General features: G+C 39.7%; 14 protein-coding genes. 9 read left to right on the top strand and 5 right to left on the bottom strand.

Features of this window, described 5'->3' with window-relative positions:
* Positions 1-59: 59 nt before the first annotated feature.
* Positions 60-1,400 (bottom strand): D-serine ammonia-lyase, encoded by a 1,341-nt coding sequence (locus AS4_RS16865; protein ID WP_096734925.1) that lies wholly within the window; start codon positions 1,398-1,400, stop codon positions 60-62.
* A gap of 17 nt (positions 1,401-1,417) precedes the next feature.
* Complete coding sequence (gene dsdX / locus AS4_RS16860; protein ID WP_096734924.1) at positions 1,418-2,755, bottom strand: D-serine transporter DsdX; 1,338 nt, start codon at positions 2,753-2,755, stop codon at positions 1,418-1,420.
* Positions 2,756-2,974: 219 nt separating this feature from the next.
* Between dsdX and dsdC the strand changes: the two genes are divergently transcribed.
* From dsdC to AS4_RS16825, 7 genes are all read left to right on the top strand, one after another.
* Complete coding sequence (dsdC, locus tag AS4_RS16855) at positions 2,975-3,907, top strand: DNA-binding transcriptional regulator DsdC (protein WP_096734923.1); 933 nt, start codon at positions 2,975-2,977, stop codon at positions 3,905-3,907.
* A 769-nt stretch (positions 3,908-4,676) separates the two neighbouring features.
* Complete coding sequence (locus AS4_RS16850) at positions 4,677-5,483, top strand: hypothetical protein (protein WP_096734922.1); 807 nt, start codon at positions 4,677-4,679, stop codon at positions 5,481-5,483.
* A 269-nt stretch (positions 5,484-5,752) separates the two neighbouring features.
* On the top strand, positions 5,753-6,238 hold the full coding sequence (locus tag AS4_RS16845) for a sigma-70 family RNA polymerase sigma factor (protein ID WP_004717675.1): 486 nt from the start codon (positions 5,753-5,755) through the stop codon (positions 6,236-6,238).
* A 7-nt stretch (positions 6,239-6,245) separates the two neighbouring features.
* A complete protein-coding gene (locus tag AS4_RS16840) occupies positions 6,246-7,226 on the top strand; it encodes a FecR domain-containing protein (protein WP_056513246.1) in 981 nt (326 codons plus the stop codon).
* Positions 7,227-7,293: 67 nt separating this feature from the next.
* Positions 7,294-7,878, top strand: coding sequence for a biliverdin-producing heme oxygenase (locus tag AS4_RS16835; protein ID WP_096734921.1), 585 nt, complete (start codon positions 7,294-7,296; stop codon positions 7,876-7,878).
* The gene (locus tag AS4_RS16830) at positions 7,875-8,339 is read left to right on the top strand and encodes a YbaN family protein (RefSeq protein WP_096734920.1); all 465 of its coding nucleotides are present in this window, start codon (positions 7,875-7,877) and stop codon (positions 8,337-8,339) included. Before AS4_RS16835 ends, AS4_RS16830 begins: the two co-directional genes overlap by 4 nt.
* A gap of 78 nt (positions 8,340-8,417) precedes the next feature.
* Complete coding sequence (locus tag AS4_RS16825) at positions 8,418-11,126, top strand: TonB-dependent receptor (RefSeq protein WP_096734919.1); 2,709 nt, start codon at positions 8,418-8,420, stop codon at positions 11,124-11,126.
* Positions 11,127-11,359: 233 nt separating this feature from the next.
* On the opposite strand, the gene AS4_RS16820 is transcribed toward AS4_RS16825, so the two are convergent.
* From AS4_RS16820 to AS4_RS16810, 3 genes are read right to left on the bottom strand one after another with little or no spacing between them, the layout of a single operon-like run.
* Entirely contained in the window at positions 11,360-14,449 is a 3,090-nt protein-coding gene (locus AS4_RS16820) for a MexW/MexI family multidrug efflux RND transporter permease subunit (RefSeq protein ID WP_096734918.1), read from the bottom strand.
* Between the two features lie 12 nt (positions 14,450-14,461).
* Positions 14,462-15,565 (bottom strand): efflux RND transporter periplasmic adaptor subunit, encoded by a 1,104-nt coding sequence (locus tag AS4_RS16815; protein WP_096734917.1) that lies wholly within the window; start codon positions 15,563-15,565, stop codon positions 14,462-14,464.
* Entirely contained in the window at positions 15,562-15,990 is a 429-nt protein-coding gene (locus AS4_RS16810; RefSeq protein ID WP_096734916.1) for a DoxX family protein, read from the bottom strand. Before AS4_RS16810 ends, AS4_RS16815 begins: the two co-directional genes overlap by 4 nt.
* A gap of 290 nt (positions 15,991-16,280) precedes the next feature.
* Here AS4_RS16810 and soxR point away from each other — a divergent pair, with 290 nt between their 5' ends.
* Both soxR and AS4_RS16800 read left to right on the top strand, forming a co-directional pair.
* Positions 16,281-16,742 (top strand): redox-sensitive transcriptional activator SoxR, encoded by a 462-nt coding sequence (gene soxR / locus AS4_RS16805; RefSeq protein ID WP_096734915.1) that lies wholly within the window; start codon positions 16,281-16,283, stop codon positions 16,740-16,742.
* Between the two features lie 272 nt (positions 16,743-17,014).
* Complete coding sequence (locus AS4_RS16800) at positions 17,015-20,185, top strand: type VI secretion system Vgr family protein (protein ID WP_096734914.1); 3,171 nt, start codon at positions 17,015-17,017, stop codon at positions 20,183-20,185.
* The last annotated feature ends 5 nt before the right edge of the window (positions 20,186-20,190 follow it).

Genomic DNA, 20,190 nt, shown 5'->3' with positions numbered 1-20,190 from the left:
TCTGCTATCGCCCCAGATTCTGATGAGATCAAGGTCTGTGAGAATCAAGGCTATACAAATTATTTTTTATAGGCTTTCGCTTGGGTTAAATATTTTTCCATTTCTTCATCTGGAACCATTCCTCCTCCAGTCCCCCAGACAATATGATTAGCATTTTCCAATTGCTGTTGGCTAAAGTGATGTAGCGCGGCATAGTCTTGATGTTGATTGGTCAAAATTGGTCCAAGCATACCCGCCAACGCAGAAGGTTCTAATTTAAGCTGTTCTGCATCATTGAGCATGCCCAAGAGTACATACATGGTTTCATCCGTTAATGTATAAAAACCGTCTAATAACCTTTGCATGGCTCGACCAACAAAGCCAGATGCTCGCCCAACAGCGAGGCCATCAGCAGCGGTGATGTTGTCTATACCCAGATCTTGAACTGAAATTTCATCATGTAAACCTGTTGCAACACCGAGTAACATACAAGGTGAATGGGTTGGCTCGGCAAAAATACAATGTACATGATCACCAAAGGCCATTTTTAAGCCAAATGCAACGCCACCGGGACCTCCACCAACACCACAAGGTAAATAAACAAATAAAGGATGTTGTTGATCAACCAAAATATTTTTTTGTTCTAATTGTTGTTTTAAACGTTGCCCAGCAACTGCATAACCTAAGAATAAGGTTTGTGAGTTTTCATCATCGATAAAAAAGCAGTTTGGATTTTCTAATGCTGCCTTTCTGCCTTGTTCTACGGCAACACCATAATCTTCAGCATATTCAACTACTGTGACATTGTGCGCACGTAACTTATCTTTCTTCCATTGACGTGCATCTGCTGACATATGCACAGTCACATCAAAGCCTAATTTGGCACTCATGATACCAATAGAAAGGCCTAAATTTCCGGTAGAACCGACCGCAATACTGTATTGACTAAAAAACTGTTTAAACTCTGGACTATCCAGTTTTGCATAATCATCCTCAATGTTTAGGCGTTGTGCTTGAATCGCAAGTTTTTCAGCATGACAAAGCACTTCATAGATACCACCACGCGCTTTAATTGAACCCGATATTGGAAGATGGCTGTCTTTTTTAAGCCATAATTGACCATGGATCGATTGTCCAAAATACTGTTCCAACTGTTGCTGCATTTGAGGAATCGCTGCCAGTTCGGATTCTATAATACCTTGAGATGCCGCTGTTTCTGGAAAGGCTTTCATCAAATAGGGTGCAAAGCGTGTCAAACGTGCACTGGCATCATCAATATCTTTTTGGTCCAACCCGACATAGGGCAGCCCTTCTACCAGTGAGGTAAAATTGGGATTAAACCACGCCACTTCTTTGAGTGCGATAAGGTCTTTAACAATCGGATATTGGGCAATCAGCTGATTAATCTGTTGAGCGTTCATAAAATACTCCTAAAGGCTTAAATAAAATGAGAAAGCAGGAAGGTGCAGCCCAATGCGGTGAGGGAGGCAAGGAAAGTTGCAGAGGTATAGTATTTAAAGGTTTCGTTTAATGTAGCACCACAGTATTGTTTGACTAACCAAAATAGAGAGTCGGTCACAATGGTAAAACCGATGGCACCTGAACCAATCGCAATCGCCATGATTTCAGGACTAATATCCGGATAGAGCGGTAACATTGGCGCAACGATTGCAGTTGCACCCATCATTGCAACAGTGGCAGAGCCTACAGCTGCATGTAAAATCAGCGCAACCAACCAAGCAAGTAAAATTGGATGCATATGCAAGTGGGAAAGCGTGACAGCCATTGAGTCAGCTAAACCACTGGCTTTTAAAATACTGTTAAATGCACCACCAGCCCCAATGATGAATAAGATGTTGGCAATTGCAGAAAATGAGTCTTCTGTGGCTTTTAATAAGCTTCCCATCTGCATATTACGACGTAGACCAAGGGTGTAGTAGGCAACAAATACCGCAATAAACATGGCGGTGATCGGATTGCCGATAAAGCCTAAAATGTGTGAAAGCTGAGTGGATGTATGACTATTTAATTCAGCCACAGTTTTGATTAACATTAATCCGATTGGAAGAAATACCGTAAATAAGGTGATTTTTAAAGAGGGTAAGCTATGTTCTTCTTTCAGGGCGAGCTTTGAAAACTCGACAGGTACTGCTTTAAACGGTAAACGTTGACCAACTAATTTTAAAAACAGTGGGCCACTAACCAGTGCAGCGGCTAAACCCACCATTAAGCCAAAAATAATCACGGTACCGACATCAGCCCCTAGTTTATTGGTGACATAAAGTGCGGCAGGGTGTGGCGGTATCACACAATGTACAGCCATTAATGCTGTGCATAATGGAATAGCCAATTTAAACAAAGAGGTTTTGGTATGCTGCGCTATAGAAAAAGCCAAGGGAATTAATAAAACCACACCAACTTCTACAAATAAAGTGATGCCACAAAATAGCCCAATCAACACCATGATCACATCACTGGATATCCAGTGACATCGCTGCAAAGACAGTGCGATACGTTCAGCGGCGCCAGAGATTTCCATCATTTTGCCGAGAATGGTACCCAATGCAATGACTGTAGCAAGGAAACCCAAGGTGCTTCCAATCCCATTTTCAATTGCATTGACCATATCCAGTAATGGCATTTTCATTGCTACACCGACAAAGAAGCTTGCCAGAAGTAAAGCTAAAAAGGGATGCAGTTTAAATTTTAAAATAGTGAAAATAATTAACCCGATACTGGTTAATAATATACCGACATCCACGAAATTGGTTTCCATACCATATATCTCTGTGACAAAAATTGTTCTTTGTCTATTGAAGTTAAACCAGAGAAATCCGTCAAACGATGATATTTGATCTACGGGTTAAAATAATTCACTTGAAAAAAAAATCCTAAATAAATTTTGATTTTTAAATGATTTATACGTTATTTATATGGGCATAGGACAGCAAGAAGCATGTGATCAATCATTTTGTTTCAGCAAAAAGGAAAAGGCATGACCAACGCACATAAAAATCTAACCGGTTTTCAGCTCTCAAAACTGTATACATTTGAAGTTGCGGCTAGACATGAGCCTTTTGCACTCGCCGCTGAAGAACTGTCTTTAACCCCAAGTGCGGTAAGTCACCAAATTAATTTGTTAGAAAAAGAACTTAATATCAAACTGTTTTTACGTTTGCATCGTAAAGTAAAGTTAACCACTGAAGGACAGCGGATTTTAGCTGCTTTACAATTTTCATTAGACTCGTTAAACGTTGAAATTAAGGCACTGCAAAATCAGCAACTTGTTGGCTCACTCACGATTTATGCAAGACCATCGATTGCTCAGTGTTGGTTAGTGCCTCAATTGCCTGATTTCATTCAACGCTATCCATTGATCCAACTCTCAGTTTTAACGGGTAATGAGGATGTAAATTTTCAACGTAGTGGAATTGATATTGCACTTTATTTTGACAATCAACCGTCTTTTCAGTTGAATTATCAGCATTTAATGGACGAATATATTATCCCGGTATGTAGTCCTGCATATGCTGAAAAATTTAACCTCTACGATCATCTAGACAACTTAAAAAACTGCACATTGCTGCATGACTGCCAAGCATGGAGTAACGGCACAGGCGCAGATGAATGGAACAGTTGGACGCAGCATTTTAATGTAAATATGGATCATTCTTCAGAGATGAGTTTTGACCGATCTGATCTGGCTTTGATTGCTGCTAAAAATCACTTGGGTATTACCATGGGACGTAAAAAACTAGTAGAAAAAGACTTGGAAAGTGGTGAGCTAGTAATGCCATTTAAAAACATGTATTTAAAATGTGATCAGCACTACTATATTACATCATTGAAAAATAATGAATTACCTAAAGTTAAAGCATTTAGTGACTGGATAAAAGCACGAGCAAACTCAGAAATAGGGCATCAATGAAAAAGCCTAAACTCTAGAAAAAGCCGAGCAAGCCTTGAATAAAAAATCACGAAATCAATTTTATGCTAAAACCTAAAAATTAATATTTTTTGCTGTTAGAATTTTTATAATAGTTGATTATTATGGTTAATATTTGAGTGTTTATATTTTAATAACGCCAATCAGAATAAAAAATAGACAAACCTAAATATAACGAGAAATTAAAGAGAAATAAAAAGGAAAGATGTAATAAGTTTTTATATTAACAATAGGATGATTGGGTGGAAAAGCTAAACTGAAAATGACATTGTAAAAATACAAACAATACGAATTTTAAGACAGTAAGATCATCCAAAAATACATACTACCCCCCAAAAAATCATATTCAAACTTTTATAAAAAGTGAAGTTAAATTATAAATATTTATTATTTTTCAATATTTTGATTGGTTTTGTTGATGTTAAAAAGTACATCTAGAAACATTGTTATTGTAAATAAAATTGTAATTGATTATTATTCTCATTTGTTGATTGTGTGTGTATATTTGTAATCCATATTTTTACTTCTGATTTGAAGATACTGGATGACCTGAAATATACACATTTAATGATGATTAATATCATTTAATAAGATTTCTCCCTCATCAATCTAAACCCTGTTGAGCTATATGAATAGGGGCATGATGAGGGTAATCGATATAACAAGTATCGAATTTAAATATTTATTTTTTAAATAGCAAAATGGAAAGAATTTTTTAATTCAACAAATATTCACCTCCAAGGAAACGAACATGAAAAAATTGGCGCTATGGATGACCAGTTTAACTGCAATGGCAACTGCTGGATCAGCGATTGCTGCTACAATCGATCAATCCAATGCTTATCAACAGGCATATGCATTGTATGTGCTTTACCATCCAAATAATAAAGAGCAGAACAGTAGTACTTTAATTAAGCAATATACTCAAGACTATGCCGAATTGTTTAAGGCAAATAAAAAAGTCAATCAAGTGCAGTTTGTTCAATACGAGCAAGCACGTTTAGAGCCATTACTTAAACAGCGCCGTGAAATGTCAGAAAAACAGGCGCATGTACGTTATGGCATTCTCGATAATAATAAAGATCAGAAACTGACCCTAAAGGAATTTCAGGAGACGGTTTTAAAAACCTTTAATGAGTTTGATAAAAACTTGGATGGTTTAGTAAATGCAGAAGATGCCAAATTAGCGGGCAATAGTAATGCAACGCATGATGGATTCCGTGTGAAACTACCAATTTCAATGCCGATGCCAAGCAACATCAACGAATTTATTAGCCAATATGGTCAAGGGAAAAACTATGTAACGCTTGGAGATTATCTAACAGCGCGTGACAAACAATATTTTGCAACCGATGCGAATGGTGATCATATTGTCACTGAGAAGGAATATGTGGATGAGTTTATGCAACGTTTTGATGCCAATATCGCAACAGGTAAAGTCAAAATGCAGGAAACGGCAGCACAACAATTTCAATTGATTGGCAAAGGTAAAACAACAATTCAAGCCAGTGATATTCAAAAATTTGCTAAAAATATGGATCAAGCGATCAGTCAATAAATTATAGTCAATACGTAATAAACAGTGTCTCGGTCATCTTGAGGATGATCGAGAAATTTTTTATTTAAAAGCGATAAACTTTTGATAAAATTATAATAATTTTGAATTAAATTTTGTTTAAGATTTACCATATATCCCATTAGAGTATGTTGCGTAGTCTTATAAATGAGTTGGATACATTAAAAAATTCAATTAAAAGGGCAAACTGAGCTCTCATTTTCTTTATTTTTTTGCTAAGATATTGCTAATAATTCTCATTCTCTTTAAACATGTCTGATCCTATTAGCACGCTATATCGTCATCACCATTCTTGGTTATATCAATGGTTAAAACGTCGCCTCAACCATAGTGAAGATGCCGCTGATTTAGCCCATGATACTTTTCTGCGTATCTTAAAGCGTAAAGATGAATTGTATTTTGATCAGCCGCGTGCAATTTTGACCACTGTTGCCAAGGGAATCTTGATTAATTGGTATCAACGTAAATCGATTGAAAAAGCCTATTTAGAGGCGCTTTCAAGTAGACCTGAATATGATGAAATTACACCTGAGCAAAAAATATCGGCAATTGAATCTTTATGTTTGATTAATCAATTACTCAATCAATTGCCTGAGCGCCAGCAACAGGTCTTTATTTGGTCACAATTAGAAGGGCTGACTCAACAGGAAATTGCAACACGCTTAAATATTTCTACCCGAACCGTGATGCGTGATCTGGTTTCAGTACTGAGTCAATGTTTAGCTGTTATGGATTAATGCCTGCATGTTGCATGATCAAATTTATCAAGAAACAGCGCAATGGATCATTAAAATCCAACACGCACCATTGAATGAAACTGAACAGCTTGAATTTGAACAATGGAAACAGCAAAGTTCCCAACACCAAGCTGCATGGTCTAAAGCCGAACGCTTATTGTATAGCCTTGAGGAATTTCCCGAAGATGGGCAGCAGCTGATTCAGCAAGGCAAGAAAAATGCCCAATTTAATTTAAACAAACAACTGGTGCTTGCCTGTTTACTGTGTTTTGGCAGTGTCATGCTATGGAACTCGGATTATCGCTATATATGGTTATCGGATTATCGTACTGCGGTGGGTCAGCAGAAACAGGTTGAGCTGGAAGATGGGACACAACTTCAATTAAATACCCATACGGCTTTGGACGTGCGTTATACAGCGCAACAACGTATTGTAAAATTACATTATGGCGAAATACAAATACGTACGGCCAAAGAAAAAAATCATGCTTATCGCCCATTCTTGGTCGAAACTGAATCGGCAAATCTGCAAGCGCTTGGCACTGTATTTAATGTTCAGTATTTCAACAACAGTGAAAAGCAAACCTGTCTAGGCGTCATAGAAAGCGCAGTGAAAGTCAGTTTGAACCAGTCCAAACACACTAAAATTGTCCATGCTGGTGAGCAGCTATGCTTTGATGATCGCAATTTTAAAGCATTACAAAGTTTAGATCCGAATATATTGGCATGGAAAAACCATATGGTCATGGCTTTTGAAATGCCGTTGGAAAAATTGCTTCAAGAGATTGGGCGCTATCAACACCAATATATAGATATTGCCCCTCAATTGAAGTCGTTAAAAGTTTCAGGTTCATATCCAGTCAATGACTTTGGCACCTTACAAACAGCATTGCAATTCAGCTATCCAATCAAAGTAGAACGTTATTTTGGGGATCGTGTGTTGAGCATTCAGCCGAAAGCTGAAAATCAGAAAAGTAAAAATAATTAAGAAATGATGTCAGTTTTTACAGACAAGGCGGGTAATACAGTTAAACCAAACAAACTGGAGAAAATTGATGAGCACCTCATTCACACTCAACCGCCTTGCATCTCGTTTAAAAACAGAGACAGCCAGTCAACATGAATATATGCACCAATTAATGGAAAAAGCCCAAGTATTTAAAGATGTCGCACATTATGCAAAATTTACTTTGTCACAGTATTATTTTCAAAAAAATGTCGAATATTTATTTCAACATCCCAAGGTTGCAGCCTTGATTTCAGATTTAGATATTCGTGGACGTTCGCAAGCGGCTTACTTAGACCTACAAGACCTTCAGATCGAACCAGAGTCGCTGGCCTTGGTTACTGAAACGATCGGCTTTCCTGAAGCGCTGGGTTGGATCTATGTATCAGAAGGTTCTACGCTGGGTGCAGCATTCTTATTTAAACAAGCCCAGCAAAGTTTGGGGTTTTCCGCAGATTTTGCTGCGAGAAATTTGGCTGCTTATCCAGAAGGGCGGGCCAAAGTCTGGAAACACTTTATTGAGGAACTTGATCAGGCTGACTTTACTCAAGATGAGCAAGATCGTGTCATTTACGCTGCTCAACAAGCCTTTGATTATTTTGGTGCATTATTAAAAGACATTCATACAACATGAAGAAAGCGTCTTCTGTCAGCAATCACACACAAGGCAAAGACTTAACGCTGTTAGCGTCTTTGCCGGTAACGCCATCCGCAAATTTACATTCATCCTCAGTGGTGCGTGTGATCTGCGTCATCTTGGCAATTTTATGTCTTGTTCTCGCTGTGGTGGGCATTGTATTGCCAGGGATTCCAACTTTTGATTTTCTCTTTTTGGCAACGATTTTTGCCTCAAAAGGTTCAGCACGCTTGCATCGTTGGTTGCATCAAAACCGTTATATTGCAATGTTGCTCGCACAGTATCGTGGCGGTTTTAAACAAATTTCGCGTTCACGTAAATGGATGATGACATTGAGTATTTTATTCGGTACGACAATGTTAATGGTGTCTTCACTGCATCTGCACTTAAAACTTAGCCTGTTGGTCATTTTGCTGATTGGGTTGATCTGGATTTGGACCAGACCAGAAAAAATATAAATTTTCATGTCATGTTTTAACAACTCACTGGGTAATGATTATTGAAAATGAAAATCATTCACAAGTGTGGGCGTTCCTATGAAGTTTAAAAAACAAACTCTGGCCATGTTAATACAGTGCTTTTGCATCAGTGGTGTTTATGCACAAATTAATCCCAATGTTTCAATGGCCGCGAAAAAAGCGCCAGAAAAATATTATCAAATTTCAGAGAATCAGTTGGGCTATGTGTTATCAAGTTTTGCAGCACAGTCGGGTATTGCCTTAAGTTATGATGCAAATATTTTAAAAGGGCTAAAAAGCAAAGGAATTACTGGGCGTTATAGTGTAAAACAAGGCTTCGATTACTTGCTTGCAGATCATCCTTATCGTGTAGAGCAGCAAGGTTCGACTTATGTCTTAATTGCTAAATCTGGCTCAGCTAAACCGAATATAGAGAAAAACACTGCGATTGCAAATACAAGCACTCCGTTAAATAACACTTCGCTTTTCAATAAGATAGACAGTGATGTTGTCACGCTTCCTCAGATTAAAGTCAATGCTGTACAACAAAAACAAAAGGTCAATACAACACAGCTGAATCGTGAACACATTAGCCGATTTAGAGGCACGGGGAATGGCGATGTGTTTTCTGATATCGCTGGCGTACAAGTCAATAGCCTACGTAACGAAGCGGGTGCAATTGATATTGGTATTCGTGGGGTACAAGGTGAGGGGCGTGTCCCAGTAATTATTGATGGTAGCCTACAGTCCAGTCATACCTTTCGAGGCTATCAAGGAGAGAGTGACCGAACTTATATCGATATGGATTTGATTAGTCAGATTGAAGTCGAAAAAGGCGCATCGCGAGCGAAATTTAGTGTGGGCGGTATTGGCGGAATCGTGAAAATGCGTACCCTCAGTGCAAATGATATTTTGCTGCCTAATCGTCAATCAGGTGTCATGCTAAAAGGCAGCTTTTATAACAATAACAAAGCACCACAGACCTCAGATAATGAGCGTGAACAGATGTCTTATCTGCTTCGTAATAAACTGTCCTCGAATAATTTTCAAAATGGCGCTGGCACAATCGCTGCTGCTTACCGGAATGATGTATTCGATCTGGTCGCTGCTTATAGTAAACGCGAAGTCGGTAATTACTATGCTGGAAAACATGGCATTGATTATTATGAAGCGCGAGATATTGTTGATGTTGGGCCAGGTCAAGAGGTGGTAAACACCAGTTATAAAAGTGATTCAGGCATTATCAAAGCAGGCATGAATATTACAGACGAACATCGTGTTGAAGTGAACATGCGCCGCCATATGCAAAAAGCGGGTGAGGTCATGGCTTTTTATTGGAATAGATCGCAAGTGATTGATCCCAACTCTCCACCTTGGGGATACATCGATGGTAATTATGTTCTACCCAAATATATAGAGGGCGCATATACCATGCCACAATGGTCCCTTGGAACCGCAGCGATTAATGCATTCAGTGCCAACTACACCTATAAGCCTAAGAATAATCAGTGGTTTGATTTGGAGTTAGGGGTTTGGCATACCAATGCCAAATATCGCCAACACAATGGCATGCTTGGCGTAGCCAATTCACATTATGGCGACCAATACTGGGGAAGTTTTCAGGACTATCGTAGTGGGATTAATTTAGAAAACACCAGTAAAATTGATGCCTTAACCTTGAATTATGGTCTGACATATGACGAGCAACGAATGAAGCCACAAAATCTTATTGATACTGAAATCGCACGTGATGGATTACGTCAAGAATCCTCTTTATTTCTCAATGGCGATTATATCTTTAAAGATTTTACCCTGAGTTTAGGCAGCAAATGGCATAAGGCAAAAGTTAAGGATTATGGAGACCAGTATGTTGCAATGAGACCAGTCGCCAATTCTGATTTAAATGACAAAGGCTATGCGCTTCGAGATTATGATGGAAAGATCGACTGGATGGCGCAGCTGAATTATCAGTTGCTGAATGGTATTGATGTCTATGCAAAACTCTCCAATATGTACCGCAGTCCAAGTTTGTTTGAATCGACAGTTTCCAAACAAACCTTTAGTTATGATCCAGATTTGCCGATTAAATCAGAGAATTCTCGTCTTGTTGAGTTTGGTTTTATTGGGCACAACGATAACGTTTTCACTGAAGCAGATCAGTTAAAATTCAATATCAATTATTTCCGTAATCAAACCCAAAATTTCCTTACCCAAGGAGTACAACGTAAAGATATTGTCAATGAGATCACGCCTGATTTTATTTTGCCTTATACCACCTCATATACTTTCCTAAATTATGAGCAAGTTGTACTGAAAGGTTTAGAGTTTAATCTTGCTTATCAGCATCCAAGTTTCTTTGTGAACATGAACGGAACTTTATATCAAGCACCGAAAGTATGCCCAGCGACGAAAGATGATTGTAATGAGGTCGGAGATTCTTGGAGTCTGATTTCAACACGCTTGCCACCACGTAAACTTTTTAATATTAGCTTAGGCAAGAGTTTGTTTGAAAATAAACTCAATGTGGGGGTACGTGCCAGATATCATTCTGAAAAGAAAAATCCTAAAGGTTGGTTACAGGGTACAGGGGTGAGTGGGCGTGCGGTGACCGAAATTTCTTCGGAAACCTTAGTTGATATTTTTGCGAGCTATAAACTGAATCCAAATCTAAATCTCTCGTTTAATGTTGATAACTTAACCAATCGTTATAACTTTGATCCTGGTACAGTGATCGGTATGCCGATTCCTGGCCGTACCATCAAAGCAGGGTTCGAAATGAGATTCTAGAATCATAAAACAATCAAATCGGCAAAACCCAACTGTAAAATATGAGTGAATAAAGTAGTGAAAAATCAGTCGCTCTAAATCAGTAGCTCTAAATCAGTGGTTAGAATCACGCACTAAAAAGTTGATAAAGTTCTATAGATATAGAACTTTATCATCAAAAAATTATATTCAAGCGATCTGATCATACACAGAAGCTTAGATAGCAGCATGCTGGCCGTTCAGCCCACTCAACGTCATGATTTTTGCTCATGTTGGTCAATCTGTTGTAGCTCTTGTAAACGGCTAGAATGAAGGTCTTGATTGTGTTGACGAGCCAACAGACTATAAATGGTGGGTAAGACAAAAAGCGTAAAGAAGGTCCCGATCAACATACCGCAGACAATCACAAGCCCTAAGCCAAAACGACTATGTGCACCAGCGCCTGTGGCAAAAAGGAGAGGAATCAGCCCAAACACCATTGCCGCCGTGGTCATCAGAATTGGACGTAAACGAATTTGAGCAGCTTTTAGAATAGCCGCTCGCCGATCTAAACCTTCATGAACTTGCAATTCATTGGCAAACTCAACCATTAAAATACCATGCTTACTAATCAGTCCAATCAGCGTGACTAAACCAATCTGAGTATAGATATTGACTGTGGCAAGTCCAAAAGCCAAGGGAATTAATGCGCCACAGATCGACAGCGGAACCGTAATTAAAATAATAAATGGATCCATTAGGCTTTCATATTGAGCGACTAAAACCAGATAAATCACAATCAGCGCGGCTAAAAATGCAAACATCAAAGCGTTACCTTCCTGTACATACTGACGTGCATCGGCTTGCCAGTCATAACTAAATCCAGTCGGTAATTCAGATGCAGCCTGTTCCAGAAAACTTAAAGCTTGACCTAATGAAACCCCAGCGGCGGGGATTGCCTGAAAAGTTGCAGCATTTTGTTGATTAAATTGAGTGAGTTTATTGGGTTCTACCTGTTCACTTAGACTGACCACAGTCGATAAGGGAATCAGTGTGCCTTGGTCGGTACGAATAAACTGTCGTGTCAGTGCTTGAGCTGTCAAACGTTGTGTATTGATGCTTTGAGGAATCACATCATAGGCACGACCTTGCATACCAAAACGATTGATATAATTTTCACCAACCAATGTCGCCAAGGCTTCACCGATATCTTGCATACGAATACCCAGACTATTGGCTTTGGCCCGATCAACCTCGATTCGAATCACGGGGTTATTAAAGTCAAGATCACTGTCGACCACCACAAAAAGGCCACTTTCACGGGCTTTTTGCTTGATGCTCTGCATCGCTTGATAAATAGTTGAATAGTTTTGTGCACTACGCAACACCATTTGTACGGGTAATCCACCTGTTGAACCGGGAAGCGCAGGATTTTGGAATACAAAAATACTGCTGCCTTCTACATCACCGACTTTGGCTTGAAGTTGCTGTTGAATTTCATCCGCAGAATGCATTCGCTCAGACCATGTTGAAAGGGTTGTCCCACCAAAACTTGATGCAGGCCCATCTGTACCATTAATAATCCACGTGGTACTGGTTTCGGGGAAAGTCCAGAAGATTTCATCGAGTTTTTGATTAAAGTGTTCAGCATAATTCAGATTGGCATGTTGTGGTGCTTTGATGGCTGCCAATACACTGGCTTGATCTTCATTGGGCGCCAATTCTTTTTGAGGAAGTTGGTAAAGCAATGGAAGGCTAATAAAAATAGCGATCGCAAAAACCACTGTGATCCAACGATGATGTAAGGAAAAATTGAGTAATTTACTGTAAAGCTGAGTCAAATGTTCAAAGAACCATTCGGCTGCTTTTGCCATTTTACCTTCCTGCTGTTTGGATTGAAGCAGAAATGAACTCATAACAGGAGACAGGGTTAAGGCAATAATCCCTGAAACTAAAACTGCGCCGGCTAAAGTAAAGGCAAACTCTTTGAATAATGAGCCAGTCAATCCACCCATTAAACCAATCGGAGCATACACTGCGGCCAGTGTAATGGTCATTGCAATTACTGGGCCTGCGACTTCTCGTGCCCCGATCAAAGCTGCTGCAACAGGGGATGCACCTTCTTCAATATGTCGATGGACATTTTCAACCACCACGATTGCATCATCTACAACCAAGCCTATGGCGAGTACCATGGCTAAAAGCGTGAGTAAATTGATACTAAAGCCACATAACAGCATTAAACCCAAGGCACCTAACATTGACAGTGGAATTGTCACTACAGGGATCAAGACACTACGTAAAGAACCTAAACACAGATAGATCACCGCAATAACAATAATCAGCGCTTCGATAAAAGTATGTAAAACTTCATCAATAGAGGCATCAATAAAACGTGCTGTTTCATAGGCAAGATTGACTGTAACCCCCGGTGGTAAAGTCTTTTGGATCTCAGGTAATTTATCTTTAATTCCCTGTACGATCACTAACGGGTTACCTGTAGGCGTCGCTTGTAGACCGACAAAAATTGCAGGTTTACCATCCATAGTGGCACTTGTTTCTGTCGAAGCAGCGCCAAGTTCAACTGTTGCCACATCTTGTAGACGAATTAGATTTTGAGCATCATTGCGTATCACCAGATTTTTAAAGTCCTGAATACTGGTGAGATCTGTAGAAACATTGACATTTGAAACCACTAATTCGCCTTTGACCTGCCCCGGTGCGGCTTGATAGTTATTTTGACGGATCGCATTGGCGACATCGGCGGCAGTTACACCACGACTGGCCAAACGATCGGCATCCAACCAAATCCGCATAGCCAAACGCTGACTGCCATAGGTCTGTACCTTAGCAACGCCATCAATTGTAGACAGCATGGGTTCTACCACTCTAGACAAATAATCTGTTAATTCAGCCAAGGACAGTTGTTCGCTAGAAAATCCGATATAGGCAACATCGGTAGATTCACCTGAAGAACGTTCAATGACTGGATCAAATGCCTGTTCTGGTAGTTTGTAACGGACTTGATTAACCTTTGCCATCACCTCTGTTAAGGCTTGGGTTGAGTCTCGATTTAATTGCATACGTAACGTTACAGCACTGCGACCCTGTACAGTAGAGGAACTGAGATAGTCGATGCCTTCCACTGAAGATACTGCTTGAGCAATGGGTTGGGTGACAAAACCTTGCATAAGCTCAGCAGATGCACCGGGATATTCTGTATTGATACTTATCGTTGAAGTTTCAAGTAAGGGATACTGTCGGATAGGCAGTTTATTCAGGGAAAACAAGCCCGCCAGCAAGATCAAGGTGCTGACGACCAAGGCCAAGACTGGGCGTTTTACAAAAAGGTCAGTAAATTTCATTCGCTTATCTCCCTAGACTTTGGGCTTGATCGAGGAAGATTGAGGATGCTCAAGTGTATTTACGGTCGGCTCAACTTGCATACCCTCACTTAATTTAAGTTGTCCTGATACAACAACTTGATCGCCTGCTTTGAGCCCAGATTTGACTACAACTTTGGCTTGATGGCGCTCACCGAGCACTACCGCCACACGTTGCACAATAAGCTTGTTCTGGTCTTGTTTGGCAAGGAAGACCGTATTGCCATAAGCTGTATAGGTAATTGCAGTTTCAGGAACGACTAAGCTTGGGCGTTCAGATTCTTGGATGTCTAATTTGGCATACATGCCCGGTTTTAACTGTTGATCATGGTTATTTAAAATTGCTTGCCCCTGCACAGTTCGCGATGTTGTGATCAGCGGTTCGATTGCACTTACCACAGCTGTAAAGGACTTTTCAGGAAATGCATCAATTTTGAGTTGTACAGATTGTCCGATTTTTAACCTTGATGCCAATTGTTCATCCAATGTGAAATTGGCAAGAATTTGTCGAAAGTCGACCAGATTAGCAATACCAGTGCCTGCCTCTAAATATTGCCCTTGATGCACTTGGCGTATTCCCATGAAACCAGAAAAGGGGGCACGAATCGCTTTCTGTTTTATGCTGGCTTGTAGCTGTTGGATTTCTGCACGCGTCATATCTCGATCAGCCAATGCGGTATCCATTTCTGCCCGTGAAATTGCATGACTATCAATCAGAAGTTTGCTGCGGTGATAGGCCATTTCGGCTTGTTTCAATTTGGCTTGCAAGCGACCTAATTGAGCTTGTTCAACATCGGTATTGAGTTGAATCAGTATTTGACCTTGTTGAACAGCTTGTCCAGATTGGAAATAAATCTGTTTGATCATACCTGTTGTTTCTGTTGACACTTTGACTTGTCGGATTGCTTCCAACTCACCAATACTGGAAAACACTTGTGGAATATTTTGTTCGACCACTCTACTCAAAGCCACTTTGACTGGAGGGTAAGCGTCAGATTGATGCGTTTCACTTGAACGAGAATTTAAATAAAAATAGATTGCGACACCCACGAGAATTAAAGTGATCGCGATTAGAAAAAGCCATTTGTTGTTTTTCATGCGACGACTCCAAGGTTGCGGAGTTGTTGTCGAAAATGACTGGCAATGGTCAGCGCTAAAAGACCGCCAATCACTGAAATATGTTCAAGTGCAAAGTAAAAGGCAATATTGGCCTGTATACCAGACATGTTCCAAAAGTGATGCACAATCACAATTGTCAGTGCTAAAAATACTGAAAGAATCAGTGTGCCAAACCACATATGCCGCTCAAATAAAATACAATAGGCGCCCACAAGCAGAATCAACGCAGAAGCATAATTAAATAACCATGCAGGCTCTAGACCAGCCGCCCGCATTTCCAAAAATCCTGTTTCTACAGCAAGAATTTTACTAAGTCCTGAACTTAGAAATAGAAGCGCAAGACAACATCTGCTGATGGCCCACAGCCATTGGCTTTCTAAACTTAATTTAATGAAATATGGCATGAGAATATTTCCTGAAGAAATAAGACTGGATGATTAAAACCTTTAAAATGAATAGCTTGTTGTTATTCGTAACAGCTGTGGCAAGCAGTCTAAAACCTCAAGTTATATTTAGGTCAATGGGCTTTGATCAGAAAATTTGTAGAGGGATAAGATTTTTACAATGGATTAAATTGGCGATAACGTTTTTTGTATTTTGAGTTGTAATGATGAAAAGCCATGGCAGCTAAGATCAATTGACAAATGTACTTTGCTGAATTATAAAACCTCAAGTAATGTTGAGAAATATCAAAATGCATGCAGAAGAAAAAATTGATTTTAATCGAATGATGACAGTAGGAGAGGTGGCTAAACGGAGTGGTGTAGCCATTTCAACCTTGCATTTTTATGAGTCAAAAGGGCTAATTAAAAGTATCAGAACAAATGGAAATCAGCGTCGTTTTCCATCAATTGTCTTACGTTATATTGGAATTATTAAGGTTGCACAAAAAGTAGGAATTTCTCTGGAGGAAATTAAAAATGCATTAAGTGTTTATCCTATGGGAAGCAAATTAACCGCAGAACAATGGTCAGTGTTATCATCACATTGGCGGAAGGATTTAGATGAGCGTATTCAAAAACTAACACGTTTAAGAGATGAAATGGATTGGTGTATTGGTTGTGGTTGTTTATCTCTAAAGCAATGTCCTTTACGTAATCCAGAAGATATATTAAGACACCAAGGATCAGGCCCCCGTATTTTAGAGCGTGAATAAGAATCCAATATTAATATTATATATGTTTGATATTCTAGCTTTTTATCTTGAGCTGTTGATCACTTATGTTTGGTGAAAAAACTCTAAGCACACTTTCAAGTTTTTAATCAGCGCAAATGACCATTATCAATAATGATATTGAGCAAAAACGGGCATATTCAAAACCAAGTCAGTGTTGTATAAATAACCAGTAATAAATAGACAGGTCTGTATAGACAGTCCGCCTAACTTTTTAGTAGAATACATCACAATTTAAAATTAAATAATAATGCATGTCTAACAATATTTACGCTGCTTTGGAGCAGCTTGGCTTATCAGCACAGAAACGTGCGATTCACGTACAATTTTCTAATTCGGCTTTGAGCCAACAGGTGTTCCTACAACGTATCGATGGAACACATCAAATCAATGAGGGTGTTCGGCTCCAACTCATCTGTCTTGCAACGTCAGCAACTATCCCTTTAAAAAGCTTTATTGGAACTCAAGCTGCAATTGATATTGTCACAGATAAATCCGAATTAACCCGTATTTCAGGGATTGTGACCCAAGCCGATATTGGCGCATCTGATGGTTCTCTTACCATCTATCGTTTGACTGTAGAAGACCCAACAGCGCTTTGGAAGCATCGTAGAAACTCTCGAGTATTTATGAATAAGTCGGTTGTGGATGTGATCCAGACCGTGTTCCAAGAATGGGTACAACGCAGTCCGTTGTTTGCTTCAAGTCTGAGTTTAGATAAGAGTGGACTGAGCAAAGACTATGATGTACGCCCATTCATTATGCAGGCATCTGAAAGTGACTTTGACTTCCTGACCCGTTTGATGAGAAGTGAAGGGATTAACTGGCTGATTGATGAAGCACAGCTTAAAGTGTCGAGTTCAACAGAACAAATTCAAGCACAAAAACTTCGTTTAATTGATGATAATTCGCAATTTAGTGCCTTAGAACGCCGCAATATTCGCTTCCATAGAAGCAGCGCCGTAGAAAAAACTGATTCAATTACCAATTTTATTGGTCAGCGTTCCATTCAACCGACTTCGGTACATATCCAACGTTGGCAAGCTGATGTATTGGATATTGATGAAGGCGCTGGCAGTGTCCAAAGTAAACACAGCCATAGCGAAAATTATGACAATGCCAGTCTGGCTTTAGAACAAGCATGGCACTTTAGCCCTGCTTGGATTCAAGACCTTAATGGCGAAGATGGTGCAACGCCATCGGGCAACAGTCAGATTGAAAAGTTTAACCAAAACCTCAGTAACTACTACGATTCACAAGCCAAACAATTTACAGCAACGTCAACAGTGCGCGATGCACATGTTGGTTATTGGTTTGAACTGAATGAACACCCTGAGATAGATCAACACTCAGGTGCAGACAAAGAATTTTTAATCACGGCTAAAAGCTTTTATAACCAAAATAACTTACCTAAAGATCTCACCGATCAAGTCACCGCTTTAGTCCAACAAAGCAATTGGCAAACAAGTCAAATCACCAGCAACACGAGTGATGAACGTCAAGCCAGCAATTTAACCATTCAACGTCGTAACATCAGCACGGTTCCAGCCTATAACCCATTACAACACCGACCGATTGCATCACCACAACGGGCCAAAGTGGTGGGGCCAAGTGGAGAAGAAATCCATGTCGATGAATGGGGGCGTATTAAAGTTCGCTTCCTGTTTAGCCGTAATGAAGACAACACCCATGATGGCGGTGCGGGTTCTAATGACAATGACACAGATTCAGCTTGGGTCGATGTCCTGACCCCATGGGCAGGTGAAGGCTATGGGGCGCGATTCTTACCGAGAATCGGTGAGATTGTCGTGATTGACTTCTTTGATGGCAATATTGACCGTCCATTTGTGGTTGGGCGCATCCATGAAGCGCAACGTCATCCAAGCAAGTTTGATGACAAAGGCAAACTGCCTGATACCAAGAAACTGGCAGGAATAAAAAGTCGAGAGTATCAAGGCAGTGGCTACAATCAACTGAGGTTTGACGATACTACTGGCCAAATCAGCAGTCAGCTACAGAGTAGTCATGCCGCCAGCCAACTCAACTTGGGCAAACTGAGTCACCCCAAAGACAAAGCGGAAAGTGATGATCGTGGTGAAGGCTTTGAACTTAGGACTGACCAATGGGGAGCCGTTCGCGCAGGGCAAGGTTTACTGCTTTCGACCTATAAACAAGACCAAGCCAAAGGTGATCACCTTGATTCAGAGCTTGCCAAAAAGCAACTTGAAGGCAGCCAGACCAACAGTAAAGCCTTAAGTGATATTGCCAAAAACCAAAAGACGGATGAAATAGAATCGATTGAGCAACTCAAAGAATTTACAGAACAGCTCGAGCAAAAAATTGCTAAATTTAATAAAGCCTTACTTTTATTAAGTTCACAAGATGGGATTGCCTTAAGTACCCCAGAAGATATTCATATCTCCGCAGATTCGCAGATCAATCAAATTGCAGGCGATAGCATCAACTTGAGTACGCAAAAGAATTTGATTGCACACGCGCAAAACAAACTGAGTTTATTTGCTGCACAAGGTGGCATTAAAGCCATTGCAGCACAAAGTAAAGTTGAAATTCAAGCACAGTCCGATGCTTTAGATGTATTTGCCAAACTGGGAATTAACATTTCATCTACTGATGACAAAGTTATGATTAGTAGTCCTAAAGAGGTTGTGATTACAGGTGGTTCATCGCAAATTGCACTGAATAATTCAGGAATTTTCCCAAAAACAGGTGGGAAGTTTGAAGTGAATGCTGGGCAGCATGTGTTTCAGGGTGGGGCAAGTGTAAGTGCTAAGTCTAGCCTACCACCACCACCGAAACGTGCTTCAGGCGTTTTAGAGTTGTTGCATGATTATGCGCATGGAAATTTTGTAAAAAGTGGGGAATATAGTGTTACTGATGTATTAGGCAAAGTTGTTAAAGGTAAATTAGATGATAAAGGTTTTGCCAGAGTTACAGGATTAGCAGCAGGTGCAGTCAAAATTAATTTTGAAGATGATCAACGTGATCCTTGGGATGAGTCTAGTGACTTCAAGCGTGAAGTTGAGTGGCCTAATAAAAATGATGAGGATTTAGAACAATCTGAATCACTTCTAGCAAATGTGAGTAAAAAAGCACAAGCAGCGTTAGGCGATTTTACCAAACAACTGACTGATCCTAAAAGCTTAATGAAGAATATTCAATTAGCACAAAAAATTAAATCTGATGGTGCTAAAACTTTGCTACCAATGCTCAATAATCAAGTACAGGGTGTGGTATCAGAGAAAATTTCAAGTTTATTACCGAATACAAAATCAAATGGTAGTCTGGCTAATTTAGGCGGGGGATTTGTTGCTTCGCAAAAAAGTGAAGTTAATCTTTCAAATATCAGTGGTATAACAACAAATGTTTTACCGCAATATTTAAAAAGCCCATTTGATAAGAACTAATAGAG

The organism is Acinetobacter guillouiae (assembly GCF_002370525.2).
GTDB classification, from domain to species: Bacteria; Pseudomonadota; Gammaproteobacteria; order Pseudomonadales; family Moraxellaceae; genus Acinetobacter; species Acinetobacter guillouiae.
The sequence above is the reverse complement of the archived record's forward strand: the minus strand, read 5'-3'. Positions and strand labels throughout refer to the sequence as shown.

What these genes read in the sequence shown, in the direction of transcription:
- AS4_RS16865 (WP_096734925.1), bottom strand. Translation starts at nt 1,400, where the DNA reads ATGAACGCTCAACAGATTAATCAGCTGATTGCCCAATATCCGATTGTT.
- dsdX (WP_096734924.1), bottom strand. Translation starts at nt 2,755, where the DNA reads ATGGAAACCAATTTCGTGGATGTCGGTATATTATTAACCAGTATCGGG.
- dsdC (WP_096734923.1), top strand. Translation starts at nt 2,975, where the DNA reads ATGACCAACGCACATAAAAATCTAACCGGTTTTCAGCTCTCAAAACTG.
- AS4_RS16850 (WP_096734922.1), top strand. Translation starts at nt 4,677, where the DNA reads ATGAAAAAATTGGCGCTATGGATGACCAGTTTAACTGCAATGGCAACT.
- AS4_RS16845 (WP_004717675.1), top strand. Translation starts at nt 5,753, where the DNA reads ATGTCTGATCCTATTAGCACGCTATATCGTCATCACCATTCTTGGTTA.
- AS4_RS16840 (WP_056513246.1), top strand. Translation starts at nt 6,246, where the DNA reads ATGTTGCATGATCAAATTTATCAAGAAACAGCGCAATGGATCATTAAA.
- AS4_RS16835 (WP_096734921.1), top strand. Translation starts at nt 7,294, where the DNA reads ATGAGCACCTCATTCACACTCAACCGCCTTGCATCTCGTTTAAAAACA.
- AS4_RS16830 (WP_096734920.1), top strand. Translation starts at nt 7,875, where the DNA reads ATGAAGAAAGCGTCTTCTGTCAGCAATCACACACAAGGCAAAGACTTA.
- AS4_RS16825 (WP_096734919.1), top strand. Translation starts at nt 8,418, where the DNA reads ATGAAGTTTAAAAAACAAACTCTGGCCATGTTAATACAGTGCTTTTGC.
- AS4_RS16820 (WP_096734918.1), bottom strand. Translation starts at nt 14,449, where the DNA reads ATGAAATTTACTGACCTTTTTGTAAAACGCCCAGTCTTGGCCTTGGTC.
- AS4_RS16815 (WP_096734917.1), bottom strand. Translation starts at nt 15,565, where the DNA reads ATGAAAAACAACAAATGGCTTTTTCTAATCGCGATCACTTTAATTCTC.
- AS4_RS16810 (WP_096734916.1), bottom strand. Translation starts at nt 15,990, where the DNA reads ATGCCATATTTCATTAAATTAAGTTTAGAAAGCCAATGGCTGTGGGCC.
- soxR (WP_096734915.1), top strand. Translation starts at nt 16,281, where the DNA reads ATGCATGCAGAAGAAAAAATTGATTTTAATCGAATGATGACAGTAGGA.
- AS4_RS16800 (WP_096734914.1), top strand. Translation starts at nt 17,015, where the DNA reads ATGTCTAACAATATTTACGCTGCTTTGGAGCAGCTTGGCTTATCAGCA.